Consider the following 14,444-nt stretch of genomic DNA (forward strand, 5'->3'; position numbering starts at 1 on the left):
GATTTAGTTCAGGGGCTACATGATGGAGCAGGATTACGAATCCTGGGCAACAACCGTTGCCTATTCGATAGTGATGCATGAAGGTCTGGACCTGGCGCTTTCCGCGCAGAATCTGGACAGGGGCAAGACCAGAAACAACCGCGAGCGGCTGATGGAGGCCATTCGCACATCGTTGTTGGAAGCCCGTTCGCGCAGCCACCTCACAGCAGCGCACAGGCTCTGAACGCTTTACCTGATATTGCGGGAACTTATTATGCGCCACTCTGGATCGGTCAGGTCTCCACGAGCCAAAGCATCCTCCTAAAAGGAAGTATTGAATCATGCTTCAGGAGATTTTAGAATCGGGTCGGCGATGACGAAAGCCATTTCCGCATCCAAGTCTTCATAAATTTGGCCATTGCGAACTGCGATGTAGCTGGATTTCTGCTGCTCGGCGCAACGATCAAATATGGTCCACTCGGGCTGGCCCTCGGCGGTCATGAACGACGCTACATAAAGGCCACCGGTCAACGCAATCGAGAGTTCCGGAAGTCGCCCGTATATCGAGGCATCTTGAACTTTGCGGCCGATCAGCGACTTGAAGACTGCTTCCCAACCTTCTTCGTCGCTCCAGCTCCCACACAGGATAGCGTCCTCATTTTCAATTCGCCAACTCCACTGGATCATGACGGTGAGGTCGCCCCGTGGATTTCCGGCAGACCCATCGCGCTTCACTCGAGGAGACAAGTGGCCAAACTCCAAGAAAATCGCTGAGCCATGACCTCGCCAGACCGCCGACAACGGTTGCGATATAAGCGCGGATCGGTACTTCTCGAAAACTGCTGAAGACGGTGGCAACGCATCCCTCCGAACGCTTGACGGGCCGGATATTTCTCGACGACGGAGGACTTTGTCAACAGGGCCTAGGCCGGAAGCAGGTCAGTCCGGATTGCAGCCTTCAGCGGCAGGTGGTCCGAGGCGATGCGCGCCAGCGCGCTGTCATGCGCCTCCACCTGCTCGATCAGCCCCTCGCGATTGGCGATGATCCTGTCTAGCGCCAGCACCGGCAGATTGGACGGAAAGCTCGGCACGGCGGGTGGCAGGACGCCGAAAGCGTCCCTGAACGTATTGAGCGACGAACCGTTGCCGAGGCGCCATTCATTCAGGTCTCCCATCAGAATGGTCGCACATTCATCGCGCGCGTCCAGAAGACCGATAAGCGCCTTCGCCTGCTGGGCGCGGGAATGTCTCAACAGGCCGAAATGCGCGGCGATGATGCGCAGCGTGCCGCCGCTTTTCAGGTCCAGTTCCACGACAAGCGCACCGCGCGGCTCAAGCCCCGGCAATTTCAGCGTATGAACGTCCCTCACCGCGCCTTCCTTGAACAACACGACATTGCCGTGCCATCCATGTGCCTTTACCCCGGCCTGCACCGGCACGGGAATGAGCCCGCTTTCCCGCTCCAGCCGGGCGAGATCGAGCAGGCCCGTGCGCTCGCCAAAACGGCTGTCCGCCTCCTGCAGCGCGATGATGTCAGCACCGATTTCCTGAATGACGCGGCTGGTGCGATCCGGATCGAACTTGCGGTCGCGGCCCACGCATTTATGCACATTGTAGGAAGCGATGACGGGAAAGGAATGGTCTGTCTTCGCCTGCTCCGCATTCTGCCGTTGACGGCGGTCGCGCAATGACTGCATGACGAAGGCCGGCAGGCTGCTGGTCTTCGCCAGGGCCGTTTTACTGTGGAGCAAACCGTTTTTCTTCACGCTGCAATGTCTCCGCGCAGATAAAAGGGGTTAGAGCGTCCTATATGCGTCCTTTCGGACGCATGGCGCTCTAAAGATAAGGCGAAGCGAGCCACAGGACACGCTCCCCCAGACGGACAACGAATGGGCGCGCATTCAGTTCGCTCAGCCGGACCGGTAAAGCGCTCGCCCGCGCATCCCGGATGCGATTTCCGATCGTCGCGGCAAATTCCTCGTCCATGACTTCGAGATCGATTTCGAAGTTCAGCCGCAGGGAACGCGGATCGAGGTTGGAAGAGCCGATATAGGTCCAGCGCTCATCGATCACCAGAAGCTTGGAATGATTGAAAGCCCCCGTTGCCCGCCAGATACGGCAGTAATTCTTCAGCATCTGGTCGAACTGCGCCGTCATCGCCCTGTCCACAAGCACCAGATTGTTGCTCTGCGGCACAATGATATCCACCACTACCCCCCGCCTCGCTGCGGTAATGAGTGCCGAAATAAGCTCCCGATCGGGGAGAAAATAGGGCGACATGATGAGAATGGACGAACGGGCAACCGAAAACGCGCCCATCAGCATCTTGTGACTGGTTTCAATGCTCCTGTCCGGTCCTGAAGAGGAGACCCGCGCGACGATCTGCGATCCCGGTACGCCATCAGGAATGGCGATGTCCCAGACCGGCTGATCCAGACGCTCACCCGTCGTGAACCGCCAGTCCTCCGCCGCGATGGAGAAAAAATCAGACACAACCGGGCCGCTGATCTTGAAATGGGTGTCATGCGATTGTTTCTCGCCACCGAATTCGAAGGTGAAACCCTCGCGGATATTCATGCCGCCGCTAAAGGCGATCCGCCCGTCCACCGCCAGTATCTTGCGGTGGGTGCGCAAATTCGCATAGGGCAGTCGAAGCCCCATGATGACATTGCCGTTGAAGACATCGGCGACGATGCCCTTTTCCCTGAGTGTCGGCAGGATGCTCGGCACGGAGTAACGCGCGCCCACGGCATCGATGAGCACCCTGACTTCAACGCCGCGAAATTTCGCCCTTTCGAGCGCCGCCACAAAGCGCGCGCCGATCCTGTCATTGTCGAAAATATATGTTTCGAGAATGATCGACCGCTTCGCCTCCCCAATCGCTTCCAGCATGGCGGCATAAGCGGCATCACCGGTCACAAGCGGCTCGATTGTGTTTCCCGTTGTCAGCGCATGGCGCGTCACCCGGTCACCCAGCGTCTTCATCGCCTCGAAACGGCGTCCGAACCGCGCGGCGATGAGTTCGCCGCTCGCGTCGAGACGCGCCACGCGATCCATGATCTCATCCTGCATGAAGGATCGCTGCTGCGTGATGTTAGACCGGCGAATGCGGTTAATGCCGGCAATGGCATAGATGACGGCACCGACAATCGGCGACAGCACGATGACGCCCACCCAGCCAAGCGCCGAGCGGACCTCCTCCTTCGTCATGGTTGCGTGCACGGCCGCCACGGTTCCCATCAAAATGGAGAGAACGGCAAGGATATGTGGCCAGTAGGCGATGACGAGATCGAGCATAATGCAACTATAGGGCATCGGGCCGAAAAGTGTATCGCGGTTTTCGAAAAACCCGATGCCTAAACGGAATGGTTGAGCGGTTTGCCTGTCCAGCGATCACAACCCGGCGATGCAGACGCGGTCGGTGAGCGGACCCCAAGCTTCCCGCCCATCCTTTTGCGGGACAGACCCTTGCGGGATTAACGGTGGAAACCGGCCTTGCGATATGTCATGAGAGCGCATCTTGATCTTTAGGCAGGGGTTCTTGCGGGCTTTCTGCGATGTTTGAAAGCAAGAAGGCCGTGATGCAGGAAAATACCCAAGGCGCCGTCATCGTCATTTCCAGCCACGTCATGCGTGGTTCCGTCGGCAATCGCGCAGCGGTCTTTGCGCTGGAGACGCTGGGTTATCCGGTCTGGGCGGTGCCCACCATCGTCATGCCCTGGCACCCCGGCCACGGCCCCTCTACACGGATGCGCTTTCAGGACGACGACTTCGACAAGGCCATGACCGATCTTGAAAACGCCAAATGGATTGGCGAGGTCAAAGCCGTTCTGACCGGTTATTTCGGAAGCGTCGCACAGGTACGCGCCGTCGCAAGGCTGATCCGCAATCTGAAGGAAAAGAACCCGGCGCTGATTTATGCCTGCGACCCGGTTATGGGCGATCTGGGCGGCCTTTACATTCCCCTTGAAACCGCCGAAGCCATCCGCGATCACCTCATCCCGCTTGCGACCGTCGCAACACCAAACCGCTACGAACTGGCTTGGATGAGCGGCGCCGAGCTTGAAAGCAACAATGCCATCATGGATGCGGCGCTCGCACTCGGGCCGCCAAAAATGCTGGTCACCTCGGCCGTGCCGATGATGGCGGGCGGCACCGGCAATCTTTATCTCAGCGGCAGGCACGCCCTGCTTGCCGAACACCGCGCCATCGAGAATGCGCCGAACGGGCTTGGTGACCTCATGTCCGCGCTGTTCCTCGCCCGCCTGCTCGAAGGCCTGGATGATGAAAAGGCGCTGCAGCTGGCCACCGCCAGCGTGTTCGAAATTCTGGCCCGCACGAAAAAACGCGAGATGAACGAACTGACGCTTGAGACCGATTCTTCAAGTCTTTCCACACCCATGGCCATGGTGCAGATGCGTCATCTCTTGCATCCTTCACGCAGCAAGCGCAAATAGCGCTTCAGGAATTGGTCTTCAACGCACCAGGTTCGCCCCGTGATCTTGGTCCAAGCACAACGGTACTGCGATAGATGAAAGATTTTCCGGAAAACCTTCTCAACGGCTACAAGAACTTCATGAGCGGCCGCTATGCCGACGAGCGCGAAAGATATCGCGTTCTGGCCGAGACCGGACAGAAACCGCAGACCCTGTTCGTTGCCTGTTGTGACTCCCGTTCGGCGCCGGAAACCATTTTCGACTGCGGACCGGGAGAGCTTTTCGTCGTCCGCAACGTCGCCAACATGGTGCCGCCCTTCGAGCCGGACGGGCAATACCACGCCACCTCGGCGGCCATTGAATATGCCGTGCAGGTTCTGAAGGTGAAGGACATCGTGGTCATGGGCCACGGCCGCTGCGGCGGTATTCAGGCAGCGCTCGACCCCAATCTCGAACCCCTGTCGCCGGGCGACTTCATCGGCAAATGGATGAACATGGTGAAGTCCGCCGCCGAGCAGATCCAGAGCAACGATGTCATGACCGCATCCGAGCGCCAGACGGCGCTGGAACGGGTTTCCATCCGCAACTCCATCGCCAATCTGCGCGGCTTCCCCTTCGTCAAGGCGCAGGAAACCGCCGGCAAGGTCAAGCTGCATGGCGCTTGGTTCGATATTTCGACCGGCGAATTGTGGGTGATGGACGGCAAGACAGGTGATTTTCGTCGTCCGGATCTGTGATTTAGACGCGTAGTCGCCGCCAATAACATTCAACTTCGTCACCCCGGACTTGATCCGGGGTCCAGCGCGATCAAGTCCTTGATCGCGTAAGACTCTTGCACGGCGCAGACGCGCCGTGGCTGGATGCCGGATCTAGTCCGGCATGACGAAAATGGGCCTTAGTCCTTGGAAAGCGGCCTTATTGGCCATCAATCGCCTTGCCGATGAAGGCGATGGCCTGCTGATAGACGCTTGCAGCGTTCCAGCCCTGGATGGCCGCATAATTTGCCTGCCCCTGCTGATAGCCAGCACCGCGCTGCCAGCCGTGACCGACAAGGAAGTTGGCCGTGGAGGCCAGGGCATCGGCACGCGAGCCGACGAGATCGATCCGTCCGTCGCGGTCGAAATCCACGCCGTAGCGCACGACGTTCAACGGCAGGAACTGTGTCTGGCCGATTTCACCATGGGCTGCACCCTTGGCGTTGACGTTCAGCGAGCCGCTGCCAACGAGCTTGAGGGCTGCATAAAGCTGCTCGGTGAAATAATCCGAACGGCGGCAGTCGAAGGAAAGCGTCGCGACGGCGGAAAGCGTGTGCTGGTTGCCCATGAAGCCGCCGAAGCCGGTTTCCATGCCCCAGATGGCGAGCAGCGGACCGGCCGGCACGCCGTAGGCTCTTTCGATCGAGGCGAAGAGAGAGGCGTTGTTCTTCTTCATGGTCTTGCCGCGCGAAATGATCGTCTGACCGCCGCGCTTCTGCATGAACTGTTCGAAGGACAGCTTGAAGCTGTGCTGGCCGCGATCGGCGCTGATGGTGGCCCGGTTGTAGGAAACGCCGGCGAAAGCGCGATCAAGCACCGAAGCGCTGACGCCGCGGCCCGCCGCTTCCTGCTTGAAGGCGCCGACCCAGGCCTCAAACCCTGCCGAAGTATTGCCGCATTGCGCAGCCAGAACCGGCGTCGCTGCCAAAACCGAGACCATGGCCACACCAGCCAGGATTGCCTTCATTGCCCGCATCAAAATCTGCCTTCGATATCCTTTGGGGAATTCATCCCGAGAACAAAAACGTCACCGCTGTATGAATTCAGGTGCCAAAATTGCCTTTTGGCGGCCTAAATTGCCTTTCGGCAGCAAGGCCTGCAAATAAACTGGCCGTGATCGTCACCAATCAGAAAACCCGCCTGCCCCACACAGAACAGACGGGTTATACTTAACGAACCTTAAAAAATGGTATCAGGCAGCCGCCTTGCGGGGCTTGATGAGACCACGATTGACCAGCAGTTCGGCGATCTGGATGGCGTTGAGTGCTGCACCCTTGCGCAGATTGTCCGAAACGACCCAGATGTTGAGGCCGTTTTCGACCGTTGCATCCTCGCGGATACGCGAAATATAGGTCGCGTCCTCACCGGCAGATTCAACCGGGGTGATGTAGCCGCCATCCTCGTGCTTGTCGATGACGAGGCAACCCGGCGCTTCGCGCAGGATATCGCGCGCCTGATCGGCGGTGATCTCGTTTTCGAACTCGATGTTGACCGATTCCGAGTGGCCGATGAAGACGGGAACGCGCACGGCCGTGCAGGTCACCTTGATCTTCGGATCGAGCATCTTCTTGGTTTCAGCCAGAACCTTCCACTCTTCCTTGGTATAACCGTCTTCCATGAAGACATCGATATGCGGAATGACGTTGAAGGCGATGCGCTTGGTGAACTTCTTGGTTTCGACCGGATCGGCCACGAAGACGGCGCGGGTCTGCTGGAACAGCTCGTCCATGCCTTCCTTGCCGGCGCCGGAAACAGACTGATAGGTGGAGACAACGACGCGCTTGATCTTGGCGAAGTCATGCAGCGGCTTCAGCGCGACAACGAGCTGGGCCGTGGAGCAATTCGGGTTGGCGATGATATTCTTGCGGGTAAAGCCCTCGACGGCATCGGCATTGACTTCCGGCACGATCAGCGGAACGTCCTGATCATAACGCCATGCGGAAGAGTTATCGATGACAACGCAGCCCTGCTGGCCGATCTTCGGCGACCACTTCTTGGAAATCTCGCCGCCGGCCGACATCAGGCAAATATCCGTGTCGGAAAAATCGTAATTTTCGAGGTTGGCAACCTTCAGCGTGCGGTCGCCATAGGAGACTTCCGTGCCCTGCGAGCGGGAGGAGGCAAGCGGCACGACTTCATCTGCGGGAAAACCACGTTCGGCCAGGATATTGAGCATTTCGCGACCGACATTGCCGGTGGCGCCTACAATTGCAACTTTGAAACCCATGATCAAGCTCTCTTTCTGTCTCTCCTCTTTTGGGTGAGGTGGGAACCCGCATCGCATTGCGGCTTCCTCGATCCCCAGCCAAACCGGGGAGAGAGCGGCGGGCCAGAGACGTTAGACGGTTTTAATCGTCGTTTTGGCCGTAATTCGGATAGAATAAGAAAGGCGCGGATCATCGCCGGCGGATTGTGCCGGTCCTTCCATGACAATCATGTCTGCAACATGCCTGCTCAAGGTGATGCTCCTTCTTCGCGAGAAGCTATTAGAAGGTTTATTGTTTGTGTCAAGAAAAAAGGCATGTCCCGGGCCGCCGGCGCGAACAGCCAAAAACCGGCTCGCGACATTTTTGCACGTTATACATTAGACTAAAGTCATAATCCGAAAGCATCGCTCTTATTGGGGTTAATTTTCTGTCACTCTGATGTCATGCGCATTGCACCCTCAAGGGGGAGTCCGGAGGAGAGACAGGGCTCCGCAATGCGCTCATTTGACATCTGTGGAGGACAGACAATGGCAAACGTTGCAGCCGTGAGCGGCGCCGCCCGTCCCATGACGGGTGAGGAGAAGAAGGTGATTTTCGCCTCTTCTCTCGGAACAGTCTTCGAATGGTACGATTTCTATCTGTACGGCTCGCTCGCGATCTATATCGGCGCGAACTTCTTCAGCCAGTATCCGGAAACGACACGTAATATCTTCGCGCTTCTGGCATTTGCCGCAGGCTTCCTCGTGCGCCCCTTCGGCGCGCTGGTGTTCGGCCGTCTGGGCGACATTGTCGGCCGTAAATATACCTTCCTGATCACCATTCTCATCATGGGCGTTTCGACCTTCCTCGTCGGCGTCCTGCCCGGTGCATCCCAGATCGGCATTGCAGCCCCGATCATCCTGATCGTCCTGCGCATGCTGCAGGGTCTGGCGCTCGGCGGCGAATATGGCGGTGCCGCAACCTATGTGGCGGAACACGCGCCCAACGGCCGCAGGGGTTATTACACCTCGTGGATCCAGACGACGGCAACGCTCGGACTGTTCCTGTCGCTGGTGGTCATTCTCGGCGTGCAGTTCGCACTCGGCAAGGAAGCCTTCGCCGCCTGGGGCTGGCGCATTCCCTTCCTCGTTTCGGTTCTGCTGCTCGGCGTATCGGTCTGGATTCGTCTGAAAATGAACGAATCCCCCGCCTTCAAGAAGATGAAAGAAGAAGGCAAGACCTCCAAGGCGCCGCTCAGCGAAGCCTTCGGCCAGTGGAAAAACGCCAAGATCGCCCTGCTTGCCCTCGTCGGCGCCGTCATCGGTCAGGCCGTCGTCTGGTACACAGGCCAGTTCTACGCGCTGTTCTTCCTGCAGAGCATTCTGAAGGTGGACGGCCAGTCCGCCAACATCATGGTCGCGGCAGCGCTCATCCTCGGCACCAGCTTCTTCGTGATCTTCGGCTGGCTTTCCGACAAGATCGGCCGCAAGCCGATCATCATGGCCGGCCTCGTTCTCGCCATGCTGACCTATTTCCCGCTGTTCAAGGCGCTCACCTGGGCGGGTAACCCGGCACTTGCGGAAGCGCAATCCACCGTTCGCGCCACCGTGACCGCCGCCCCCGGCGACTGCAAGTTCCAGTTCAACCCGACAGGCACGGCGAAATTCACCACATCCTGCGACATCGCCACCTCGTTCCTGACACGCAACTCCGTTCCCTATGACGTCGTTGCGGGAACAGCCGGCCAGCCGGCGAGCGTCAAGATCGGCGATGCCACCATCGCCAGCTACGATGCCATCGCAGCCGGTGCCGATGCCGCCGCCAAGGACAAGGCATTCCAGAAGCAGGTCAACATCGCACTGCACGACAGCGGCTATCCGCTGGTGCGCGGCGCGGTGCAGGTGCCGGATGCGAAGCTGGACGCCTTCATTGCCGCAAACCCGGAACTCGGCCTCAATGCCGACGCGGTTCGCGCCACCGACAAGAAGATGGTGGCAACCGACAAGCTGGTGGCGGACAAGCTGCTGACACCGGCGGAAACGGCCGGAGCAGCCGAAATGGCCGTCTACAGCATTGCCGGCGGCGGCACCTTCGCCATGGTTGCCGATCCGGCCGCCGTGAACTGGGTCGTCATCATCGCGGTTCTGACTGTCCTCGTGATCTATGTGACGATGGTCTACGGCCCGATCGCCGCCCTGCTGGTCGAACTGTTCCCGACCCGCATCCGTTACTCCGGCATGTCGCTGCCCTATCACATCGGCAACGGCTGGTTCGGTGGTCTTCTGCCCGCCACCGCCTTTGCGATGAGCGCGGCGAAGGGCGATATCTACTATGGTCTCTGGTATCCGATCATTTTCGCAGGCATCACGCTGGTCATCGGCCTGCTGTTCCTGCCGGAAACCAAGGATCGCGACATCCACACCATGGAGTGAGCCACGTCCTGACGGACATTTTCGGAACCCGGCGCGCAGGCGCCGGGTTCTTTTATTGCGCGGCGAACCGCAATATCGAACGAACTGTCGCAAGGGGCTGTCATTGCGTCGCAGGCAAGACAAAATCAATATGGAGACAAAGCCCCCCTGAATAGGTTATGACCCCCCTGTATTTTCAGGCAGAGGGAGAGCCATTTTGAAGATCGGGACGCCTAAGGAATTATATGAGGGCGAAGCGCGCGTCGGTATGACGCCCGACAGCGCCCAGGCATTGCAGAAACTCGGATATGATTGCATCCTCGAAACCGGAGCAGGCAAGGCGGCGGGATTTTCCGACGACGCCTATCGCGCCGCCGGTGTAACAATCGTCGACAGCGCCGATGCGCTTTACGCCGGTTCCGACATCATCGCCAAGGTTCGTCCGCCGGAAACGTCGGAGATTGATCGCCTGTCTTCGGACAAGACGCTGATCTCGTTCTTCTACCCAGCCCAGAACAAGGACCTTCTGGAACAGGCGAAGGAAAAGGGCGCAAATGTCATCGCCATGGACATGGTGCCGCGCATTTCCCGCGCCCAGAAGATGGACGCGCTGTCCTCCATGGCCAATATCGCCGGTTATCGCGCGGTCATCGAGGCCGGCAATAATTTCGGCCGCTTCTTCACCGGTCAGGTCACCGCCGCCGGCAAGGTGCCGCCCGCCAAGGTGCTGGTCATCGGCGCAGGTGTTGCCGGTCTTGCCGCCATCGGCACGGCCACCTCGCTCGGCGCCATCACCTATGCCTTCGACGTTCGCCCTGAAGTGGCCGAACAGATCGAATCCATGGGCGCTGAATTCGTCTATCTCGATTTCGCCGACCAGCAGCAGGACGGCGCCGCCACCGGCGGATATGCCGCCCCCTCCTCGCCGGAATTCCGCGAGAAGCAGCTCGAAAAATTCCGCGAGCTTGCACCGCAGATCGATATCGTCATCACCACGGCGCTGATCCCGGGCCGCGACGCCCCGAAACTGTGGCTCGCCGACATGGTGGCGATGATGAAGCCGGGTTCGGTCATCATCGACCTCGCCGCCGAGCGCGGCGGCAATTGCGATCTGACGGTTCCCGATCAGCGTGTCGTTTCCGACAATGGCGTCATCGTCATCGGCTACACGGATTTCCCGAGCCGCATGGCCACGCAGGCCTCGACGCTCTACTCCACCAACATCCGTCACATGATGACCGATCTGACGCCCGCCAAGGACGGCAAGCCGGTTCACAACATGGAAGACGATGTCATCCGTGGCGCGACGGTCACCTATCAGGGTGAAATTACCTTCCCGCCGCCGCCGCCGAAGATCCAGGCCATTGCCGCGCAGAAACCAAAGGAAAAAGCAAAGGAACTGACGCCGGAGGAAAAGCACGCCAAGGAACGCGCCGAGTTCAAGGCGCAGACGAAAAGCCAGGTCGGTCTGCTCGTCGCCGGCACGGCGGTCCTGCTTCTCGTCGGCCTTTATGCGCCGGCAAGTTTCATGAGCCATTTCATCGTCTTCGTGCTCGCCTGCTTTGTCGGCTTCCAGGTCATCTGGAATGTCAGCCACTCGCTGCATACACCGCTGATGGCGGTGACGAACGCGATTTCCGGCATCGTCATCATCGGCGCTCTGCTGCAGATCGGTTCCGGCAACTGGCTGGTGGTGATCCTCGCCTCGCTTTCCGTCCTGATCGCGACGATCAACATCGTCGGCGGTTTCCTCGTGACACGGCGCATGCTCGCCATGTTCCAGAAGTCCTGAGCCGTGTAGGGGACAGTTTATGACCATTGGTATCGTTTCCGCGGCCTATGTTGCCGCAGCCGTTCTTTTCATCCTTTCTCTCGGCGGTCTTTCCGGACAGGAAAGCGCCAAACGCGCCGTCTGGTACGGCATCGTCGGCATGGGCCTTGCCGTTGTCGCCACCGTCTTCGGCCCTGAAATCAGCAAGGGTGTCGGGCAATGGCTCGTCGTGCTGCTGATGCTGGCGGGCGGCTCCGTGCTCGGCTACTTCGTCGCAAGCCGCGTGCAGATGACCGAAATGCCGCAGCTTGTTGCAGCCCTTCACTCCTTCGTCGGTCTAGCCGCCGTTTTCATCGGCTTCAACGCCCATATCGAGGAAGCGCATGTCGCCTCGCTCGATGAGACCGCGCGTTCGTTGCTGACGGGCTTTTCCGCCATCCTCGCCCACAAGACGCCTGTTGAACTGGCGATCATGAAGGTCGAGGTCTTCCTCGGCGTCTTCATCGGCGCGGTCACCTTCACCGGCTCCGTCGTCGCCTTCGGCAAGCTTGCCGGCAAGGTGGACGGTAAGGCGAAGAAACTGCCCGGCGGACATCTGCTCAATGCCGGCGCTGCGATCCTGTCGCTCGTGCTGCTCATCATGTATTGCAACGGCGCCGGTGCATGGACGCTGGTGCTGATGACGCTGGCCGCCTTCTTCATCGGCTATCACCTGATCATGGGCATCGGTGGCGCTGACATGCCTGTCGTCGTCTCGATGCTGAACAGCTATTCCGGCTGGGCGGCCGCCGCCATCGGTTTCACGCTCGGCAACGATCTCCTGATCGTCACCGGCGCGCTGGTCGGTTCCTCGGGTGCGATCCTCTCCTACATCATGTGCAAGGCCATGAACCGCTCCTTCGTCTCGGTCATCCTCGGCGGCTTCGGCGGCACCACGGGTCCGGCGATGGAAATCGATGGCGAACAGGTAGCGATCGATGCCGAAGGCGTTGCCGCAGCGCTGAACGACGCCGATAGCGTCATCATCGTTCCCGGTTACGGCATGGCGGTGGCGCAGGCACAAAGCGCGGTCTCCGAACTAACCCGCAAGCTGCGCGCTGACGGCAAGACCGTGCGTTTCGCCATCCACCCGGTGGCAGGCCGTCTTCCCGGCCACATGAACGTGCTGCTCGCCGAGGCCAAGGTGCCTTACGACATCGTGCTGGAAATGGACGAGATCAATGACGACTTCCCCAATACCGACGTCGTCATCGTCATCGGCTCCAACGACATCGTCAATCCGGCCGCCCAGGACGATCCGAACTCGCCGATTGCCGGCATGCCGGTTCTGGAGGTGTGGAAGTCCAAACTGGTCATCGTCTCCAAGCGTGGCCAGGGCACGGGTTACTCCGGTATCGAAAACCCGCTGTTCTACAAGGACAATACCCGCATGTTCTATGGTGACGCCAAGAAGTCGATCAACGATCTTCTGCCGCTGATCAAGTAACGGAAAGGGCGTTTCCGGGAGACCGGAAACGCCTTCGAATTTCTGAGAAACGACGATACGTTTCGTCCGTCATGCCGGACTTGATCCGGCATCCAGCCACGGCGCGTCTGCGCCGTGAAAAGAGCCCTACGCGATCAAGGACTTGATCGCGCTGGACCCCGGATCAAGTCCGGGGTGACGGTGTGCGGATGCTACGGCCGCGCCAAACGGAACCGTTCCACGGGAGTTTGTCGTAGACTGCCGCCACTTCCAACTTTCAAAGGACCGCGCTCAAAGTACCCGGTAACGCCGGTTGAAATACATCAGCGCCTCATCACCTTCATTGATCTTCATATCCACAACCTCGCAGATCAGAATATCATGCGTGCCGCCATCATGCGCCTCGCGGATGCGGCAATCGAAGGAAACGAGCGCGTCCTCCAGAACCGGAGCGCCGGTTTCAAGCACACCCCAGCTGCCAGCGGCGAAACGCTCTTCCGCAGGCGTCTTGCCGCCGAAGAGCGTGCTCAGCACCTCGTGTTTTGAAGCAAGCGTATTGACGCAGATGACGCCGTTGGTCTTCACCACCTTATACGCGGAGGCATTGCGGTTGAGGCAGACGAGAAGCGTGGGCGGATTGTCGGAAACGCTGCAAACCGCCGTCGCTGAAAAGCCCGCCCGGCCTGCCGCACCATCCGTGGTGACGATATTGACCGCCGCACCGAGCCGCGCCATGGCGTTTCTGTATTCGAGGCTGCGCTGCTGTGCAGTCTTCGTCTCCATATCCGCTTCCTTTTCAAGAGACATCATCTGCATCTAAACTATCCTTCCTTAACAGGCCCTCAAGCCAGGACACAGGCCTCTTCAAAGCCAAGGCGCGGCAGACGACCGAAGAGTTTCGATGGATCGCCATAGCCGAGATTGATCAGGAAATTGGACTTCCACGTCGTACCTGCGAAAAACGCCTCGTCGACCTTGCCTTTGTCGAAACCGGACATCGCCCCGGTATCCAATCCCAACGAGCGGGCCGCAAGAATGAGATAACCCGCCTGCAAAGTGGCATTGCGGAAGGCCGTTTCCTCGGCGACGGCTGGGCTGGAGGTAAACCACGAACGCGCGTCGGCATGTGGAAACAGCACCGGCAGTTTCTCGTAAAATTCGCGGTCGATGGCAGCGATCACGGTGACGGGTGCTGCCATGGTCTTTTCAAGATTGCCCGAAGACAGCGCTGGCCGCAGTTTTTCTTTCGCTTCCTGGCTACGCACGAACACGAAACGCCCCGGCGAGCAATTGGCCGAGGTCGGACCCATCTTCGTCAGATCGTAAAGCTCTCTCAGAGTCTCGTCGCCGACCGGCCTGTCAGCCCAGCCATTATGGGTGCGCGCCGCGGTGAAAAGTGCTGCAAGTGCCTTGTCGTCGAGTGCTGTCGTCATTGTCCTGG

The 14,444-nt window shown here is 59.3% G+C and carries 13 protein-coding genes; 6 read left to right on the forward strand and 7 right to left on the reverse strand.

Translation table 11 applies throughout. The features are described from left to right. Positions 1 to 19: 19 nt before the first annotated feature. On the forward strand, positions 20 to 223 hold the full coding sequence (locus OK142_RS12840) for a hypothetical protein (protein WP_003491930.1): 204 nt from the start codon (positions 20 to 22) through the stop codon (positions 221 to 223). Positions 224 to 318: 95 nt separating this feature from the next. On the opposite strand, the gene OK142_RS12845 is transcribed toward OK142_RS12840, so the two are convergent. From OK142_RS12845 to OK142_RS12855, 3 genes are all read right to left on the reverse strand, one after another. Then, entirely contained in the window at positions 319 to 666 is a 348-nt protein-coding gene (locus OK142_RS12845) for a hypothetical protein (RefSeq protein WP_035241001.1), read from the reverse strand. 236 nt (positions 667 to 902) lie between these two features. Next, positions 903 to 1,745 carry an endonuclease/exonuclease/phosphatase family protein gene (locus tag OK142_RS12850; protein WP_498683121.1) on the reverse strand — a complete coding sequence of 281 codons (843 nt, stop codon included), beginning with the start codon at positions 1,743 to 1,745 and terminating at the stop codon, positions 903 to 905. A gap of 70 nt (positions 1,746 to 1,815) precedes the next feature. Beyond that, complete coding sequence (locus OK142_RS12855; RefSeq protein WP_498683122.1) at positions 1,816 to 3,276, reverse strand: phospholipase D-like domain-containing protein; 1,461 nt, start codon at positions 3,274 to 3,276, stop codon at positions 1,816 to 1,818. A gap of 284 nt (positions 3,277 to 3,560) precedes the next feature. On the opposite strand from OK142_RS12855, the gene pdxY reads away from it, so the two are divergent. Beyond that, positions 3,561 to 4,436, forward strand: coding sequence for a pyridoxal kinase PdxY (gene pdxY / locus OK142_RS12860; RefSeq protein WP_498683245.1), 876 nt, complete (start codon positions 3,561 to 3,563; stop codon positions 4,434 to 4,436). Between the two features lie 74 nt (positions 4,437 to 4,510). Continuing rightward, entirely contained in the window at positions 4,511 to 5,152 is a 642-nt protein-coding gene (locus tag OK142_RS12865; RefSeq protein ID WP_498683124.1) for a carbonic anhydrase, read from the forward strand. A 178-nt stretch (positions 5,153 to 5,330) separates the two neighbouring features. On the opposite strand, the gene OK142_RS12870 is transcribed toward OK142_RS12865, so the two are convergent. Together OK142_RS12870 and OK142_RS12875 are read right to left on the reverse strand one after the other, a co-directional pair. Continuing rightward, positions 5,331 to 6,146 carry a lytic murein transglycosylase gene (locus OK142_RS12870; protein WP_003492049.1) on the reverse strand — a complete coding sequence of 272 codons (816 nt, stop codon included), beginning with the start codon at positions 6,144 to 6,146 and terminating at the stop codon, positions 5,331 to 5,333. Between the two features lie 216 nt (positions 6,147 to 6,362). Next, positions 6,363 to 7,397 (reverse strand): aspartate-semialdehyde dehydrogenase, encoded by a 1,035-nt coding sequence (locus OK142_RS12875; protein WP_035241030.1) that lies wholly within the window; start codon positions 7,395 to 7,397, stop codon positions 6,363 to 6,365. 507 nt (positions 7,398 to 7,904) lie between these two features. Here OK142_RS12875 and OK142_RS12880 point away from each other — a divergent pair. From OK142_RS12880 to OK142_RS12890, 3 genes are all read left to right on the forward strand, one after another. Continuing rightward, a complete protein-coding gene (locus OK142_RS12880) occupies positions 7,905 to 9,788 on the forward strand; it encodes an MFS transporter (protein WP_003492052.1) in 1,884 nt (627 codons plus the stop codon). 196 nt (positions 9,789 to 9,984) lie between these two features. After that, positions 9,985 to 11,559 carry a Re/Si-specific NAD(P)(+) transhydrogenase subunit alpha gene (locus OK142_RS12885; RefSeq protein WP_142170144.1) on the forward strand — a complete coding sequence of 525 codons (1,575 nt, stop codon included), beginning with the start codon at positions 9,985 to 9,987 and terminating at the stop codon, positions 11,557 to 11,559. A gap of 19 nt (positions 11,560 to 11,578) precedes the next feature. Further along, positions 11,579 to 13,024, forward strand: coding sequence for an NAD(P)(+) transhydrogenase (Re/Si-specific) subunit beta (locus OK142_RS12890; protein ID WP_498683127.1), 1,446 nt, complete (start codon positions 11,579 to 11,581; stop codon positions 13,022 to 13,024). A gap of 270 nt (positions 13,025 to 13,294) precedes the next feature. Here the strand turns inward: OK142_RS12890 and rutF are convergent, their stop codons facing one another. Together rutF and OK142_RS12900 are read right to left on the reverse strand one after the other, a co-directional pair. Further along, the gene (gene rutF / locus OK142_RS12895; protein ID WP_137038202.1) at positions 13,295 to 13,819 is read right to left on the reverse strand and encodes an NADH-dependent FMN reductase RutF; all 525 of its coding nucleotides are present in this window, start codon (positions 13,817 to 13,819) and stop codon (positions 13,295 to 13,297) included. 26 nt (positions 13,820 to 13,845) lie between these two features. Beyond that, positions 13,846 to 14,436 carry a malonic semialdehyde reductase gene (locus OK142_RS12900; protein ID WP_137038203.1) on the reverse strand — a complete coding sequence of 197 codons (591 nt, stop codon included), beginning with the start codon at positions 14,434 to 14,436 and terminating at the stop codon, positions 13,846 to 13,848. Positions 14,437 to 14,444 lie beyond the last annotated feature (8 nt).

This window comes from Agrobacterium sp. BT-220-3, from assembly GCF_025910175.1.
Classification (GTDB): domain Bacteria; phylum Pseudomonadota; class Alphaproteobacteria; order Rhizobiales; family Rhizobiaceae; genus Agrobacterium; species Agrobacterium oryzihabitans.

Coding starts and splice junctions, on each gene's coding strand:
- OK142_RS12900 (WP_137038203.1), bottom strand. CDS start 14,436: ATGACGACAGCACTCGACGACAAGGCACTTGCAGCACTTTTCACCGCG.
- OK142_RS12855 (WP_498683122.1), bottom strand. CDS start 3,276: ATGCTCGATCTCGTCATCGCCTACTGGCCACATATCCTTGCCGTTCTC.
- OK142_RS12840 (WP_003491930.1), top strand. CDS start 20: ATGATGGAGCAGGATTACGAATCCTGGGCAACAACCGTTGCCTATTCG.
- OK142_RS12890 (WP_498683127.1), top strand. CDS start 11,579: ATGACCATTGGTATCGTTTCCGCGGCCTATGTTGCCGCAGCCGTTCTT.
- pdxY (WP_498683245.1), top strand. CDS start 3,561: ATGCAGGAAAATACCCAAGGCGCCGTCATCGTCATTTCCAGCCACGTC.
- OK142_RS12865 (WP_498683124.1), top strand. CDS start 4,511: ATGAAAGATTTTCCGGAAAACCTTCTCAACGGCTACAAGAACTTCATG.
- OK142_RS12845 (WP_035241001.1), bottom strand. CDS start 666: ATGATCCAGTGGAGTTGGCGAATTGAAAATGAGGACGCTATCCTGTGT.
- OK142_RS12875 (WP_035241030.1), bottom strand. CDS start 7,397: ATGGGTTTCAAAGTTGCAATTGTAGGCGCCACCGGCAATGTCGGTCGC.
- rutF (WP_137038202.1), bottom strand. CDS start 13,819: ATGCAGATGATGTCTCTTGAAAAGGAAGCGGATATGGAGACGAAGACT.
- OK142_RS12870 (WP_003492049.1), bottom strand. CDS start 6,146: ATGCGGGCAATGAAGGCAATCCTGGCTGGTGTGGCCATGGTCTCGGTT.
- OK142_RS12880 (WP_003492052.1), top strand. CDS start 7,905: ATGGCAAACGTTGCAGCCGTGAGCGGCGCCGCCCGTCCCATGACGGGT.